At 72.4% G+C, this 14,130-nt stretch carries 15 protein-coding genes; 5 read left to right on the top strand and 10 right to left on the bottom strand.

Annotation, left to right across the window (positions count from 1 at the left end; translation table 11 throughout):
- Positions 1 to 11 precede the first annotated feature (11 nt).
- Positions 12 to 656 carry a sulfite oxidase-like oxidoreductase gene (locus tag ACF1A5_RS22045; protein ID WP_392194553.1) on the bottom strand — a complete coding sequence of 215 codons (645 nt, stop codon included), beginning with the start codon at positions 654 to 656 and terminating at the stop codon, positions 12 to 14.
- 154 nt (positions 657 to 810) lie between these two features.
- Here ACF1A5_RS22045 and bfr point away from each other — a divergent pair, with 154 nt between their 5' ends.
- Positions 811 to 1,329 carry a bacterioferritin gene (gene bfr / locus ACF1A5_RS22040; RefSeq protein WP_392194552.1) on the top strand — a complete coding sequence of 173 codons (519 nt, stop codon included), beginning with the start codon at positions 811 to 813 and terminating at the stop codon, positions 1,327 to 1,329.
- 10 nt (positions 1,330 to 1,339) lie between these two features.
- Here bfr and ACF1A5_RS22035 read toward each other — a convergent pair whose 3' ends face one another.
- The 3 genes from ACF1A5_RS22035 to ACF1A5_RS22025 form a co-directional block, all read right to left on the bottom strand.
- The gene (locus ACF1A5_RS22035; RefSeq protein ID WP_392194551.1) at positions 1,340 to 1,630 is read right to left on the bottom strand and encodes a bacterioferritin-associated ferredoxin; all 291 of its coding nucleotides are present in this window, start codon (positions 1,628 to 1,630) and stop codon (positions 1,340 to 1,342) included.
- A gap of 151 nt (positions 1,631 to 1,781) precedes the next feature.
- The gene (locus ACF1A5_RS22030; protein WP_392194550.1) at positions 1,782 to 3,134 is read right to left on the bottom strand and encodes a class II 3-deoxy-7-phosphoheptulonate synthase; all 1,353 of its coding nucleotides are present in this window, start codon (positions 3,132 to 3,134) and stop codon (positions 1,782 to 1,784) included.
- 127 nt (positions 3,135 to 3,261) lie between these two features.
- Complete coding sequence (locus ACF1A5_RS22025) at positions 3,262 to 4,491, bottom strand: glycoside hydrolase domain-containing protein (protein WP_392194549.1); 1,230 nt, start codon at positions 4,489 to 4,491, stop codon at positions 3,262 to 3,264.
- Positions 4,492 to 4,598: 107 nt separating this feature from the next.
- Between ACF1A5_RS22025 and ACF1A5_RS22020 the strand changes: the two genes are divergently transcribed.
- Entirely contained in the window at positions 4,599 to 4,700 is a 102-nt protein-coding gene (locus ACF1A5_RS22020; RefSeq protein WP_392194548.1) for a trp operon leader peptide, read from the top strand.
- Between the two features lie 127 nt (positions 4,701 to 4,827).
- Positions 4,828 to 6,708: an anthranilate synthase family protein gene (locus tag ACF1A5_RS22015; protein WP_392194547.1), complete on the top strand. Its 1,881-nt coding sequence runs from the start codon at positions 4,828 to 4,830 to the stop codon at positions 6,706 to 6,708.
- On the opposite strand, the gene ACF1A5_RS22010 is transcribed toward ACF1A5_RS22015, so the two are convergent.
- The 5 genes from ACF1A5_RS22010 to ACF1A5_RS21990 all read right to left on the bottom strand — a co-directional run bounded on the left by ACF1A5_RS22010 (position 6,660) and on the right by ACF1A5_RS21990 (position 11,732).
- Positions 6,660 to 7,655 (bottom strand): 2-hydroxyacid dehydrogenase, encoded by a 996-nt coding sequence (locus ACF1A5_RS22010; protein WP_392194546.1) that lies wholly within the window; start codon positions 7,653 to 7,655, stop codon positions 6,660 to 6,662. The genes ACF1A5_RS22015 and ACF1A5_RS22010 overlap by 49 nt on opposite strands.
- 90 nt (positions 7,656 to 7,745) lie before the next feature.
- Complete coding sequence (locus tag ACF1A5_RS22005; protein ID WP_392194545.1) at positions 7,746 to 8,774, bottom strand: 6-phosphofructokinase; 1,029 nt, start codon at positions 8,772 to 8,774, stop codon at positions 7,746 to 7,748.
- 154 nt (positions 8,775 to 8,928) lie between these two features.
- Positions 8,929 to 9,606, bottom strand: a complete 678-nt coding sequence (locus tag ACF1A5_RS22000; RefSeq protein WP_392194544.1) for a response regulator — start codon at positions 9,604 to 9,606, stop codon at positions 8,929 to 8,931.
- On the bottom strand, positions 9,603 to 10,892 hold the full coding sequence (gene macS / locus ACF1A5_RS21995) for a MacS family sensor histidine kinase (protein WP_392194543.1): 1,290 nt from the start codon (positions 10,890 to 10,892) through the stop codon (positions 9,603 to 9,605). The genes ACF1A5_RS22000 and macS overlap by 4 nt, the downstream gene beginning before the upstream one ends.
- Before the next feature lie 60 nt (positions 10,893 to 10,952).
- The gene (locus ACF1A5_RS21990) at positions 10,953 to 11,732 is read right to left on the bottom strand and encodes a lysophospholipid acyltransferase family protein (RefSeq protein WP_392194706.1); all 780 of its coding nucleotides are present in this window, start codon (positions 11,730 to 11,732) and stop codon (positions 10,953 to 10,955) included.
- A 178-nt stretch (positions 11,733 to 11,910) separates the two neighbouring features.
- Between ACF1A5_RS21990 and ACF1A5_RS21985 the strand changes: the two genes are divergently transcribed.
- On the top strand, positions 11,911 to 12,690 hold the full coding sequence (locus ACF1A5_RS21985) for an alpha/beta hydrolase (RefSeq protein ID WP_392194542.1): 780 nt from the start codon (positions 11,911 to 11,913) through the stop codon (positions 12,688 to 12,690).
- Positions 12,683 to 13,276: a hypothetical protein gene (locus tag ACF1A5_RS21980; protein WP_392194541.1), complete on the top strand. Its 594-nt coding sequence runs from the start codon at positions 12,683 to 12,685 to the stop codon at positions 13,274 to 13,276. Before ACF1A5_RS21985 ends, ACF1A5_RS21980 begins: the two co-directional genes overlap by 8 nt.
- A gap of 34 nt (positions 13,277 to 13,310) precedes the next feature.
- Here the strand turns inward: ACF1A5_RS21980 and ACF1A5_RS21975 are convergent, their stop codons facing one another.
- Positions 13,311 to 14,057, bottom strand: a complete 747-nt coding sequence (locus tag ACF1A5_RS21975) for an endonuclease/exonuclease/phosphatase family protein (protein ID WP_392194540.1) — start codon at positions 14,055 to 14,057, stop codon at positions 13,311 to 13,313.
- Positions 14,058 to 14,130: the final 73 nt, after the last annotated feature.

Below are 14,130 nucleotides of genomic sequence, written 5' to 3'. Positions count from 1 at the left end.
CCTCCGTGCCCTCAGAGCTCGGGGCCGTCCCCCGGTCCCTCCTGGTAGGAGTAGCGCTGTTCCTTCCAGGGGTCGCCGACGTTGTGGTAGCCGCGCTCCTCCCAGAAGCCTCGGCGGTCCGCGGTCATGTACTCCACGCCGCGGACCCACTTCGGGCCCTTCCAGGCGTACAGGTGGGGGACGACCAGGCGGAGCGGGAAGCCGTGCTCGGCGGTGAGCAGTTCGCCGTCCTTGTGGGTGGCGAACAGGGTGCGGTCGGCGGCGAAGTCGGACAGCCGCAGGTTGGAGCTGAAGCCGTACTCCGCCCAGACCATCACATGGGTGACCTCGGGCGCGGGCGGGGCGATCTCGAGGATCGCGCGGGCCGGGATGCCGCCCCATTCGGCGCCGATCATGCTGAACTTCGTGACGCAGTGCAGATCGGCCACCACGCTGGTGTACGGCAGGGCCGTGAACTCCTCGTGCGTCCAGCAGTGCTTCTCACCGTCGGCGGTGGCCCCGAAGACCCGGAACTCCCAGCGCTCGGGGCGGAACTTGGGCACCGGCCCGTAGTGCGTGACCGGCCAGCCCCGCTGAACACGCTGCCCCGGCGGAAGCTCCGTTCGCGCTGCTGCTCCAGACGCGTCTCCTGATGCGCGTTCCGCCGGCTGACCCATGACTCCATCCTGACAGACGGAAGGGGGTGCACCTGACCAGCCCCGGCCCGATCCGTGCAACTCGCACTAAGTGTGCACTTACTGGACCACCCCGAGAGCCGGTGTCATGATTCGGCACACTATGCCCAGTTTCGTCCGGAAGGAGCCCCCCGCGATGCAGGGCGACCCCGAGGTCATCGAACTGCTCAACGAGCAGCTCACCGCCGAGCTCACCGCGATCAACCAGTACTTCCTGCACTCCAAGCTGCAGGACCACAAGGGGTGGACGAAACTCGCGAGGTACACCCGGGACGAGTCCTTCGAGGAGATGCGGCACGCCGAGGTGCTGACCGACCGCATCCTGCTCCTGGACGGCCTGCCCAACTACCAGCGGCTCTCCCACATCCAGGTCGGGCAGACGGTGACCGAGATGTTCCGGGCCGACCGGCAGATCGAGGTCGAGGCGATCGACCGGCTGCGCCGGGGCGTCGAGGTGATGCGCAACAAGGGCGACATCACGTCGGCGAACATCTTCGAGGCGATCCTGGCCGACGAGGAGCACCACATCGACTACCTGGACACCCAGCTGGACCTCGTCGACAAGCTGGGCGAGGCGCTCTACCTGGCGACGGTCGTCGAGCAGAGCCAGCCCGACGCGTCGGGCCCGGGCACCTCAGGCTTCTCGACCCGCTAGGGCCGGTCCCTCAGGCGGCGTCGCCGAGCTCCACCGGAGCCGTCGCGGGCGTCGCCCCCGGGGCGAGCCGGGCGAGCGCCGGGAGTGCCTCGCCGGCCGGCTCGCGGCGCGGGCCGGCGCCGCGGCCGAGCAGAGCCTGGATACGGCGCACACATCCGCCGCAGTCGGTCCCGGCCTTGCAGGCGGAGGCGATCTGGCGGGGGGTGCAGGCGCCGTTCTCCGCGTGCCGCTTCACCTGCTGGTCGGTGATGCCGAAGCAACTGCAGACGTACACGCGGTCCACCTCCTGCCGGGGGATCATCTGGTCCTGCCGCATCCGGAGGGACCGGGTGACCCGTCCTCGGGTGAGGCAAACCTAACCTTACCCGGCACCCAGAACCCGCGAAAGTGGCGAGGGGCGCGAATCGGGTGTGATCCGCGCCCCACTCACCCGCCCGCGCCGGGCGGCCGGCTCACTGGTCCCGGTACATCTCGGCGACCAGGAACGCCAGGTCCAGCGACTGGCTGCGGTTGAGCCGCGGGTCGCAGGCCGTCTCGTAACGCTGGTGCAGGTCGTCGACGAAGATCTCGTCGCCGCCGCCCACGCACTCGGTGACGTCGTCGCCGGTCAGCTCCACGTGGATGCCGCCCGGGTGGGTGCCCAGCGCCTTGTGCACCTCGAAGAAGCCCTTGACCTCGTCGAGCACGTCGTCGAAACGGCGGGTCTTGTGGCCGGAGGCCGCCTCGAAGGTGTTGCCGTGCATCGGGTCCGTCACCCACGCCACCGTGGCGTCGGACGCCGTGACCTTCTCGACCAGCTCGGGGAGCTTGTCGCGGACCTTGTCGGCGCCCATCCGGACGACGAAGGTCAGCCGGCCCGGCTCACGCTCGGGGTCGAGGCGCTCGACGTAGGCCAGGGCCTCCTCGGGCGTCGTCGTCGGACCGAGCTTGATGCCGATCGGGTTGCGGATCTTCGAGGCGAACTCGACGTGCGCGTGATCCAGCTGCCGGGTGCGCTCACCGATCCACACCATGTGCGCGGAGACGTCGTACAGCTGCCCGGTGCGCGAGTCGACCCGGGTGAGCGCCGACTCGTAGTCGAGCAGCAGCGCCTCGTGCGAGGAGAAGAACTCGACGGTCTTGAACTCCTCCGGGTCCGCCCCGCAGGCGTGCATGAAGTTCAGCGCGTTGTCGATCTCCCGCGCGAGCTGCTCGTAGCGCTGGCCGGACGGGGAGGAGCGCACGAAGTCCTGGTTCCAGGCGTGCACCTGGCGCAGGTCGGCGTAGCCGCCGGTGGTGAAGGCGCGTACCAGGTTCAGCGTGGAGGCCGAGGCGTGGTACATCCGCTTCAGCCGCTCCGGGTCGGGGAGGCGGGCCTCCTCGGTGAACTCGAAGCCGTTGACCGAGTCGCCCCGGTAGGTCGGCAGGGTCACTCCGTCGCGGGTCTCCGTCGGCTTGGAGCGCGGCTTGGAGTACTGGCCGGCGATGCGGCCGACCTTCACCACCGGCACCGAGGCGGCGTACGTCAGGACGGCGCCCATCTGGAGCAGCGTCTTGAGCTTGTTGCGGATGTGATCGGCGGACACCGCGTCGAAGGCCTCGGCGCAGTCGCCGCCCTGGAGGAGGAACGCCTCTCCCTTGGCGACGGCCGCCAACCGGGCGCGCAGCTGGTCGCACTCGCCCGCGAAGACGAGCGGCGGATACGACTCGAGGTCCGCGATCACTGCGCGCAGAGCCTCGGCGTCGGGGTACTCGGGCTGCTGCGCCGCGGGCAGGTTTCGCCAGGTGTTGCCAGCGCTCGCGCTGGACTTAGCGTTCACGGTCACCTCGTAAACATTACGTGGTCGTGTCGCGGGTCCCTTCATCTGCTCATCAATTGAGACAGATGGTGCACAGGCGTGGACGGCACGGCAGGGGTCAGGAGGGACGGGCGGGTCGAGAGGGCCCGACGGGTCAGGAGGGACCGGCGCCGACGTCCAGCTGGTTGCGGTCGATGTTGATCGTCACGCCGCCGTAGGTCTCCTTGCGGTTGCCCGCGTACTGGTGGATGCGCTGGTGGTCGGCCCACAGGGTGGCCGGCAGGGCGGGGTCGTCGGTGCCGCTGTCGCCGTTCCAGCGGGCGAAGTGGATGACGTCGGGCAGGGTGGTCTTCTTCGCGTTCGCGACCAGGTCGGCGACCAGTGAGGAGACGCTGCCGTAGGCGCCTGACCGGTAGCCCAGCTCGTGCAGGCGCTTGGTCCACGCCTCCAGGTAGCCGAGCACCTGGGCGGTGGCGGATCCGCCGCGGTCGTACTGCTCCAGGTCGTTGTAGATCACGGTGCCCTGGCCGAGCCCGAGTGCGGAGGCCTGGGCGACCGCGTCCTCGGCGGCCTCCCGGCCCTGCGGGACCGGGTCGGTGATGGGGGCGCAGGCGTCCCCGCAACTGCTGGCGGCCGACTGGAGGCCGACGTAGAGCGGGAAGAAACGCCAGCCCTTCGTGTACTGGGCCTGCACCCACGGGGCGGTCAGCCGCGCCTGGCCGCAGGCCCGGTTGACGCCGCCGATGTAGATGCCGACCGCCCCGTAGGGCGAGGCGGACTTCCAGGCGTTCATGGACGACTGGCTCGGGGCGGTGCAGGCGTCGAAGCCCCGGCCCTGATGGGTGGAGGCGATGGCGGGGACGGTGAGCGCGGCCGGCACCCCGCCCGGCTTCTCCGCGCGGGCCGCGGCGATGGGCAGCCCGGCGCTGTCCAGCACCCTCCGGATGGTCTCGCGGTCGCCGCCGTAGGGAGCCGTGACGGCGATCTGGTCGGCGGTCGCCCGGTAGACGCGGGCCGTGCGGTTCTCGGTGACGGCGCTCTTCGTCCCGGCGGCCGCGGGCTGCACCCAGAGGGACTCGGTGCGGCCCACGGCGCGCGCGGGGCAGTCCTGCCGCTCGCCCGGCGTGCCGAGGTAGACCGCGTGCCGGTCGAAGCGGACGCAGGCGGTCGGGTGCTCGGCGAGGTCGATGACCGGCCAGGCGGCGGGGACGGAGAACGTGTGACCGCGGTAGGTGACGGTCCGGGTGTCGTCCGTCGTCGCCCGGGCGGCGGGCCCGGCGGCGCCGAGGACCGCGCAGGCGGTCACGGCCGCGAGCGTGGCGAGGGCGCGCGGGGCGCGGCGTCCGTTCCGGGCGGGGGTCCGTGGTGATCGTGGTGCGGACAAGGTGCTCTCCTCCGTCGGGGTGTGCCGCGGGAAAACCGGGGTGGGGATCCGCGCGCCGTGACGGACGCCCTCCTTCCACGCGGCGAACCCGCCGGAAACCGGCAGTGATGCGTATGGGCGACACCGGGTGGGGTAAAGTGCGGCGCATGTTCGCGCATTCGACCCGTAACCAGAACTGGTGGTGGACCGCTCGTCCGGCGGCCCACTGACTGCGCGTCGACCACACTTCGCGAAGGCCGCCCGAGGGGCGGCCTTCGGCGTTCTCCGCGACCGGCCGTTCCTCCCGATCACGACAGCGATCACCGACCTCGGTGCCCACCGACGGAAGAGGAACCCATGGACCTGGCGCATCTGCCGTACGACGACCGCCCGTTCGCCCTGCTGCGCCGCCGCACCCCCGGCCGCGACCACGACGTGGTCGAGGTGCTGCGCGGCCCCGTCACCACCTGCGACCGCCTCGCCGGCCTGCCCGACGAGTGCCTCGCCCTCGTCCCCTTCCGGCAGATCCGCGAGCGCGGCTTCGACGTCCGCGACGACGGCACCCCGCTGGCGGTGCTGACGCCCGAGGAGCGGTACGAGATCCCGCTCGCCGAGGCGCTGGACCGGCTGCCGGCGCACGAGGTGCCGGTCGAGGGCGGCGCCTTCGACGTCGCCGACGAGGAGTACGCCGGGATCGTGGGGCGGGTGCTGCGCGAGGAGATCGGCGCGGGCGAGGGCGCCAACTTCGTGATCCGGAGGACCTACCAGGGGGAGATCCGGGGGTTCTCCCGCGTGGACGCCCTCGCGCTGTTCCGGCGGCTGCTGGAGGGCGAGCGCGGCGCGTACTGGACGTTCGTGGTGCACACCGGGGAGCGCACCCTCGTCGGGGCCAGCCCCGAGGTGCACGTCCGCATGTCCGGCGGGACCGTGGTCATGAACCCGATCAGCGGGACGTACCGCTATCCGGCGGACGGGCCGACGCCCGAGCACCTGCTCGGCTTCCTCGCCGACGGCAAGGAGATCGAGGAGCTGTCGATGGTCGTCGACGAGGAGCTCAAGATGATGTGCACCGTCGGCGACATGGGCGGGGTCGTCGTCGGCCCGCGGCTGAAGGAGATGGCGCATCTCGCGCACACCGAGTACGAGCTGCGCGGACGTTCGTCGCTGGACGCGCGCGAGGTGCTTCGGGAGACCCTGTTCGCCGCCACGGTGACCGGCTCACCGGTGCAGAACGCCTGCCGGGTCATCGAGCGCCACGAGGTGGGCGGGCGCGGCTACTACGCCGGGGCGCTCGCGCTGCTGGGCCGGGACGCCGCCGGGGTCCAGACCCTCGACTCCCCCATCCTCATCCGCACCGCCGACATCGACGCGGCCGGCCGGCTGCGGGTCCCGGTCGGTGCCACGCTGGTGCGCGGCTCCGACCCGGCGGGCGAGGTCGCCGAGACGCACGCCAAGGCGGCGGGAGTGCTGGCGGCGCTGGGCGTGCGGGCCGGCCGGCCGGGCGCGGAACGGGCGCTGCCCCGGCTCGCCGACGATCCGCGGGTGCGGGCGGCGCTGGACGGGCGCCGGGCCTCGCTGGCGCCGTTCTGGCTGCGGATGCAGGAGCGGCCCGCGGAGCCCGGCGGGCACGCCCTGGTCGTGGACGGCGAGGACACCTTCACGGCGATGCTCGCGCACGTGCTGCGCTCCTCCGGTCTGACCGTCACCGTCCACCGCTACGACGCGCCGGGGCTGCGGGACGCCGTGCGCGCGCACGAGGGCCCGGTCGTCCTCGGTCCCGGCCCCGGCGACCCCAGGGACGCCGCCGACCCGAAGATGCGCCTCCTGCGCGCGCTGACCGCCGAGGTCCTCGCGGGGCACCGGCACGGGGTGCTCGGCGTCTGTCTCGGGCACGAGCTGATCGCGGCCGAACTGGGGCTGGACATCGTCCGCAAGGAGGTGCCGTACCAGGGCGCGCAGACGACGATCGACCTGTTCGGCCGGGAGGAGACCGTCGGCTTCTACAACAGCTTCGTGGCGCGCTGCGACGACGAGGCGGCGGCGGAGCTGGCCGCGCACGCCGTGGAGGTCGGTCGCGCGGGCAACGGCGAGGTGCACGCGCTGCGCGGGCCCGGCTTCGCGGGCCTGCAGTTCCACCCGGAGTCGGTGCTGACGCTGAATGGCGCCGCGATCGTGCGGGAGGCGGTCGCTCAGGCGCGCGGCACCAGGACGTTCTCCGAGCGGCGGCCCGCCTTGTAGTCGAGGACGTTCTTCACCGTGGTGTCGACGATCTGCCGGAGCGCGTCCTCGGTGTAGTACGCCTGGTGGGAGGTGACCAGCACGTTGGGGAAGGTGACCAGGCGGGCCAGCACGTCGTCCTCGATGGCGTGCAGCGACTTGTCGAGGTAGAACAGGCCCGCCTCCGCCTCGTAGACGTCGAGGCCGACGCCGGTGAAACGGCCCTCGCGCAGTTCGGCGACGAGGGCCGTGGTGTCGATCAGGCCGCCGCGGCTGGAGTTCACCAGGATCGCGTCGTCCTTCATCGTCTTCAGGGCGCCGGCGTCGATGAGGTTGTGCGTCTCCGGCATCAGCGGGACGTGCAGGCTGACCAGGTCGGACTCGGCCAGCAGCTGGTCCCGGGAGACGTACTTCATGCCCAGCTCCATGCAGGCCGGGTTCTCGGCGACGTCCCAGCCGAGCAGCCGCATGCCGAAGCCGTGGGCGATCCGGGCGAACGCCTCGCCGATCTTTCCGGTGCCGAGCACGCCGGCGGTACGGCCGTGCAGGTCGCGGCCCATGAGCCCGTCGAGCCGGAAGTCGAAGTCGCGGGTGCGGATGGAGGCGCGCACGATGCGCCGGTTGACCGCGAGGGCCAGGGCCCAGGCGAACTCGGCGACCGAGTAGGGCGAGTAGTACGACACCCGGGCGACCGTCATGCCGAGCCGCTCGGCCATCCGGAGGTCGATGTTGTTGAAGCCGGTGGAGCGCTGGGCGATCATCCGGGTCCCGCCGGCCGCCAGGATCTCCAGCGTGCGCGGACCGAGGTCGGCGTTGACGCTGCTGGAGACGACCTCGGAGCCGGCGGCGATGGGGGCGGTGTCCTGGTTGAGGAAGACGTCCAGGCAGCGGACCTCGTGGTGGTCCCGGAAGGCCTGCTCGATCAGGGGCTTCTCGTCGGCCTGCACGCCGAAGGCCAGGATCTCCACGGGTCCCCTCCCGGGGTTGGCGCCGGAACTGTCTGGTACCGGCGAATATACGTGCCACCCGCCCCCGGTGCGCCGGACGGCCCGGACGGGTCAGCCGAAGAAGACGCCGATCTCGGCGTAGAGCTTCGGGTCGACCGTCTTCAGCCGGGCTGTGGCCTCCCCGATCGGGACACGGACGATGTCGGTGCCGCGCAGGGCGACCATCTTGCCGAAGTCGCCGTCGTGGACGCAGTCCACGGCGTGCAGCCCGAACCGGGTGGCGAGCCAGCGGTCGAAGGCGCTGGGCGTGCCGCCGCGCTGGATGTGCCCGAGCACGGTGGTGCGGGCCTCCTTGCCGGTGCGCTTCTCGATCTCCTTGGCCAGCCACTCGCCGACGCCGGACAGCCGGACGTGCCCGAAGGAGTCCAGCGACTCGTCCTTGAGCACCATGTGGCCGTCCTTCGGCATGGCGCCCTCGGCGACGACCACGATCGGGGCGTACGACGACGTGAACCGGGAGGTGATCCAGGCGCACACCTGGTCCAGGTCGAAGCGCTGCTCGGGGATGAGGATGACGTTCGCGCCGCCCGCGAGACCGGAGTGCAGGGCGATCCAGCCGGCGTGACGGCCCATCACCTCGCAGACCAGGACCCGCATGTGGGACTCGGCGGTGGTGTGCAGCCGGTCGATCGCCTCGGTGGCGATGCCGACCGCGGTGTCGAAGCCGAAGGTGTAGTCGGTGGCCGACAGGTCGTTGTCGATGGTCTTCGGCACACCGACGCAGGGCACGCCGTACTCCCCGGAGAGCCGCGCGGCCACGCCGAGGGTGTCCTCGCCGCCGATCGTGATGAGCGCCTCGACCTCCTGCTTGGCGAGGTTCTCCTTGATCCGCCGGATGCCGTTCTCCTGCTTGAGCGGATTGGTGCGCGAGGAGCCGAGGATGGTGCCGCCGCGGGGCAGGATGCCGCGCACCGCGGAGATGTCGAGAGGGACCGTGTCGCCTTCGAGGGGGCCCCGCCAGCCGTCCCGGAAGCCGACGAAGTCGTAACCGTACTCCTGCACGCCCTTGCGGACGACGCCCCGGATGACGGCGTTGAGCCCGGGGCAGTCGCCGCCTCCGGTCAGTACTCCGACCCGCATGGAAATGTCCCTTCGCCTCGGTTGCCTGATGCGGGTCACGTTAATGGTGACGCACGTCACTTCCGCAGGGGCGGGAGGGTCAATTCCAGTGAAATGTCCGGTAGTTGATTCCAGCAAATCCACCCGAAAGGGTGAGCTCGCCGCGTACGCGGGTTTACTCCCCGTCGAGTCCGCGCTCGATGGCGTACCGGACCAGCTCCACGCGGTTGTGCAACTGGAGCTTGCCGAGGGTGTTCTGGACGTGGTTCTGCACCGTGCGGTGCGAGATGACCAGGCGCTCGGCGATCTGCTTGTAGCTCAGGCCCTTGGCCACCAGGCGCAGGACCTCGGTCTCGCGCTCGGTGAGCCGGGGGGCCTTGGGCTCGTCCGCGTCCGATGTGGGCGCCGGCTCGGAGGCGAGGCGGCGGTACTCGCCGAGCACCAGACCGGCCAGGCCCGGGGTGAACACCGGGTCGCCGACGGCCGTGCGGCCCACCGCGTCCAGCAGTTCCTCCGTGGAGGCGGACTTGAGCAGATAGCCCGTCGCGCCGGACTTCACCGCCTCCAGGACGTCGGCGTGCTCGCCGCTGGCGGACAGCACCAGCACGCGCAGCGCCGGGTCGGCGGCGACGAGTTCCTTGCAGACCTGGACGCCGGGCTTCGCGGGCAGGTTGAGGTCCAGGACCAGGACGTCCGGCGCGGCCGCCATGGCCCGCCGTACGGCCTGCTCGCCGTCGCCCGCGGTGGCGACCACCTCGAAGCCGGCCTCGGCCAGGTCGCGGGCGACGGCGTCCCGCCACATGGGGTGGTCGTCGACCACCATGACCCTGATCGTGCCCCGCTCCTCGCTCATCGCCGCTCCGCCTTCCCCCGTGGTCCGTCCGTGATCCCGCCCCCGCGCCCGGGCCGGCGCCTCCCGGCGCCACCACCCCCGTCGCCGCCCTTGGGGACGGTCAGTTCGACCTCCGTGCCCTGGCCCGGGACCGAGATCAGCTCGGCCGTCCCGCCGAGGTCGCGCAGCCGGCCGCGGATCGACTGGGCCACGCCGAGCCGTCCCTCGCCCTCGGCCTCGGCGAGCCGTCCCGCGGGGATGCCGGGCCCGTCGTCGCGCACCGTCACGGTCACCGACTCCGGCTCGTCCTCCAGCAGGATCCACGCCCGGGCGTCCCGGCCCGCGTGCCGCCGGACGTTGTCCAGCGCGGCGCCGACGGCCGCGGCCACCTCACGGGCGGCGGCGGGCGGCAGGAGCACCGGGGCGCCCGGTTCGGCGAGCGCGACCCGCGCACCGGCGTACGGGGCGAGCAGGGAGCGCAGATCGACGGGACCGGCCGCCGCGCCGTCGTCCGGGCCGTCCTCCACGACGTGCACGACGGCGCCCTCGGCCGCGTCCCGCGACACCCGGGAGACGGGGACGAGCCCGCCGGAGACCAGGGTGCGCAGCGCCACCTCCTGCTCGCCCGCGAGCCGGCCCAGCTCCGCCGCCTCGCCGCCGACCACCGCGCCGCGCCGCTGCACCATGGCCAGGACCTGCAGGACGCCGTCGTGGATGTCCCGGGCGAGCCGCTCCCGTTCGCGGGTGGCGGCCTCGATCTCCAGGGCGCGGGCGAGGGTGCGCTCGGAGGCGCGGGCGACCTCGACGACGTAGCCGATGGCGATGGCGGCGACCCAGACCAGGATCACGTTGTGCACGGTGTCGCGGGCCGGGGTGCCGCGTTCGGCCAGGTTGACCAGGGCGACCGCGGTGGAGGCGAAGGCGGCCCAGCGCCAGCCGCCCCTGAGGGCGAAGGCCAGGACGGACCCCGCCGTCCATATCGACGGCAGCGTCGGGCCGCCGTCCGCGACCCGCTCGGGCGCGTCGGCGACGAGCGTGAGCAGGATGCCGGTGAGCGCGAGGGTGAGGTCGGCGGCCAGGAAGCGCTTGGTGCAGCTGGCCGCGTTCGCCACCTTCGGCAGGGTGGCCAGGGTCCACACGAACAGGACGCCGTAGTACCCGATGGCCACGCCAGGGCGGGGGAAACGGCCGTAGGCGGTGGCGAACAGGCCGACCGCGTAGAGCATCGTGAGCACCCGGTAGGCGCAGAGCGCACGCCACAGCGGCTGCTCGACCGACATCCTCATGACTTGTTCGCGCCTGGCCATGTCCCCCCTCGTCCGGCTGTCCGCCCCCGGCGCCGGTCCCACCCGCTCCCAGGACGGGTTCTACTCCGCGCGGTCGCCCTTCGCGGCGTTCTTCTCCTTCTCCGCCTGCTCCTTCTCGGCCTGCGCGAGCGCGGACCTCGCCGCCTTCTCCGCCTCCTTCTCGGCCTTGGCCGCCTCCGCGATCTGCCGCTTGGCGGCGGTCGCGTACATGTCGACGTACTCCTGGCCGGAGAGCTTCATGATCTCGTACATGACCTCGTCGGTCACCGCGCGCAGCACGAACCGGTCGTGCTCCATGCCCTGGTAGCGGCGGAAGTCCAGCGGCTTGCCGATGCGGATGCCCGGGCGCATCAGCTTCGGGAGGATCTTGCCGGGCGGCTGGATCTTCTCCGTGTCGATCATGGCCACCGGGATGACGGGCGCACCGGTGGCCAGCGCCACGCGCGCGAGGCCGCCCGGCTTGCCGCGGTAGAGGCGGCCGTCCGGTGAGCGGGTGCCCTCCGGGTAGATGCCGAACAGCTCGCCGCGCTCCAGCACCTCGATGCCGCTCTTGATCGCCGCCTCGCCGGCGCCGCGGGCGCCCGAGCGGTCCACCGGAAGCTGGCCGACGCCCTTGAAGAAGGCGGCGGTGAGCCGGCCCTTCACACCGGGCGTGGTGAAGTACTCGGCCTTCGCGATGAAGGTGACCTTGCGCTGGAGCATCGTGGGCAGGAAGAACGAGTCCGAGAAGGACAGGTGATTGCTCGCCAGTATGGCGGGGCCCTCGGCCGGAATGTTCTCCAGGCCCTCCACCCAGGGCCTGAAGGCGACCTTCAGCGGGCCCCCGATGGCCACCTTCATCGTGCCGTACAACAACCTGGTCCTCCTGTGTGTGTCGATCAGACCATAACCCCAAGTGCTGTCGAACGGACCGACGACCCTGGTCGGTGTCGGTGCCGTCGCGTACGGTGAAGTACCTGCACTCGACGACGTGCCAGCGGTCGACGTGCCCCGACCACACCACGAACAGGAGACCGACGTGCCGGTCCTCCCGGGAGCCGAGCCGTTCCGCCACGAGGGCGGGGAGGTAGGCGTCCTTCTCTGTCACGGCTTCACCGGCTCCCCGCAGTCGCTGCGGCCCTGGGCCGAGTACCTGGCCGAGCGCGGCCTGACGGTGTCGCTGCCGCTGCTGCCCGGCCACGGCACGCGCTGGGAGGACCTCCAGCTCACCGGCTGGCAGGACTGGTACGCGGAGGTGGACCGCGCGCTGTACGGCCTGCGCGAGCGCTGCGCGCGGGTGTTCGTGGCCGGTCTGTCCATGGGCGGCGCCCTGGCGCTGCGGCTGGCCGCCCGGCACGGGGACGCGGTCGGCGGCGTGGTGGTCGTCAACCCGGCCAACAAGGTGCACGGCCTGTCCGCGTACGCCCTTCCGGTCGCCCGCCACCTGGTCCGTACGACGAAGGGGATCGCGAGCGACATCGCCCTGCCCGGCAGCGCGGAACTGGGGTACGACCGGGTGCCGCTGCACGCCGCGCACTCGCTCCGGACCTTCTTCCGGCTGGTCGACCGCGAGCTTCCGCAGGTCACCCAGCCGCTGCTGCTGCTGCGCAGCCCGCAGGACCATGTGGTGCCGCCGGCCGACTCGGCCCGCGTGCTGGGCCGGGTCTCCTCCACGGACGTGACGGAGATCCTGCTGGAACACAGCTACCACGTGGCGACGTTGGATTACGACGCGGACCGGATCTTCGAGGAGAGCCTCGCCTTCGTCGGCCGGCTCGCACCCAGTGTCGGCAAGGAAGGGACGACCGCCGGTGGCTGAGCACGACTCCGACCGCGAGGGCCGCGAGCCGGACGAGAGGGGCGTCCCGCTCGACGAGGCCGCCGCCTGGGCTGCGATCGTCGCGGGGTACGGCGAGGAGCCGCCGGACCCGCCGGGCGCGAAGCCGTTCAAGCCGGTCGAGGACCTCGCGCTGCCCCCGTTCGGGACGAACGACGACGAGCCCGGCGAGGAGCGGCCGAGGTCCGCGGAGGAGCGGCGGCGGCCCGAGCGGGAGACGCCGGCGCCCGGCGGGTCGCTGGGCAACTCCGTCTCCTTCGCGCCCGGGGTCGGTCCGCGCGACTACACCCCGCGCGAGCCGTCCGGCGACGAGGACGACGAGGGCCACTTCGTACCGCCGGAGCCGCCGCCGCTGCCCGCCGCCGACGTCACCGCGAAGTTCGCGTGGCTGGCGGTGATCGGCGGGCCGGTACTGCTGCTGCTGGCGGTGCTGTTCGGCTGGGACATGACATGGTGGCTGGCCACCCTCGGCATCGGCGGCTTCCTCGGCGGGTTCGCGACGCTGGTGATGCGGATGAAGCCGGACGACGAGGACGACGACAATCCGGGGCGCGGGGCGGTGGTCTGACGGCCGCCGCCGTGCCCCTCGGGGCCGCGCGCCGTCAGGCGGCCGGGATCCGGAGGGCGGCCAGGACCGGGAGGTGGTCCGTCGCGGCCCTCAGGTCCGCCTCGCTCACACCGGGGTGACCGTGCGGCACCCCGCAGCCGAGCACCTCGACGCCGCGGGTGGCGAAGACGGCGTCGATCCGCTGGTAGGGGTCGGCGGGCGTCCAGGTGTGCTCGCCGCCCCAGGGTTTGGTGGCCCAGCCGTCCTGGAGGCCGTCCGCGAGACGCCGGAACGTCGGCCCGTCCGGCCGCTCGTTGAGGTCGCCGCCCGCGATCGCGTGCTCCACGCCCATCCCCGCCAGCCGGTCCAGGAGCATCCCGCCCTGCTCGTACCGCTCGTCCGGCCGGAGCGAGAGATGACAGCTCAGGACGCCCAGCCGGGCGCCGCCGAACCGGACCACCGCCGTCGCGAGACCGCGCCGGTGCTCGCCCGGGGTGAGCGGCAGCAGCACGTCCTCGGTCCGCTCCACGGTGGCCCGCAGCCCGCACAGCAGGGCGGGCCCGGCGGCGGGGGCCCCGCCGGAGAGGATCACCAGGCCGGACGCGGCGGCCAGCCGGGCCAGCTTCTTGCGCCAGCGGAAGAACCGGGGCGCCTCCTGGACCAGGACGAGATCGGGCGCGCAGGCGCCGATCACCCGGGCGAGGGCGCCCGTGTCGTCGCGCATCGAGCGGATGTTGTAGCTCAGGACGCGGACGACGGCGGAACCGTCGGGCTCGGTGCGGGAGTTGGGAAGCAGCTCCATGTGGATCAATGTACGCCCCGTGGGTCGGGGGGCGGGGTCGGCGCGCGACCGCCGGTGGTCGCCGGCCGGTCGC

It is taken from the genome of Streptomyces sp. NPDC014864 (assembly GCF_043081525.1).
Classification (GTDB): domain Bacteria; phylum Actinomycetota; class Actinomycetes; order Streptomycetales; family Streptomycetaceae; genus Streptomyces.
The sequence above is the reverse complement of the archived record's forward strand: the minus strand, read 5'-3'. Positions and strand labels throughout refer to the sequence as shown.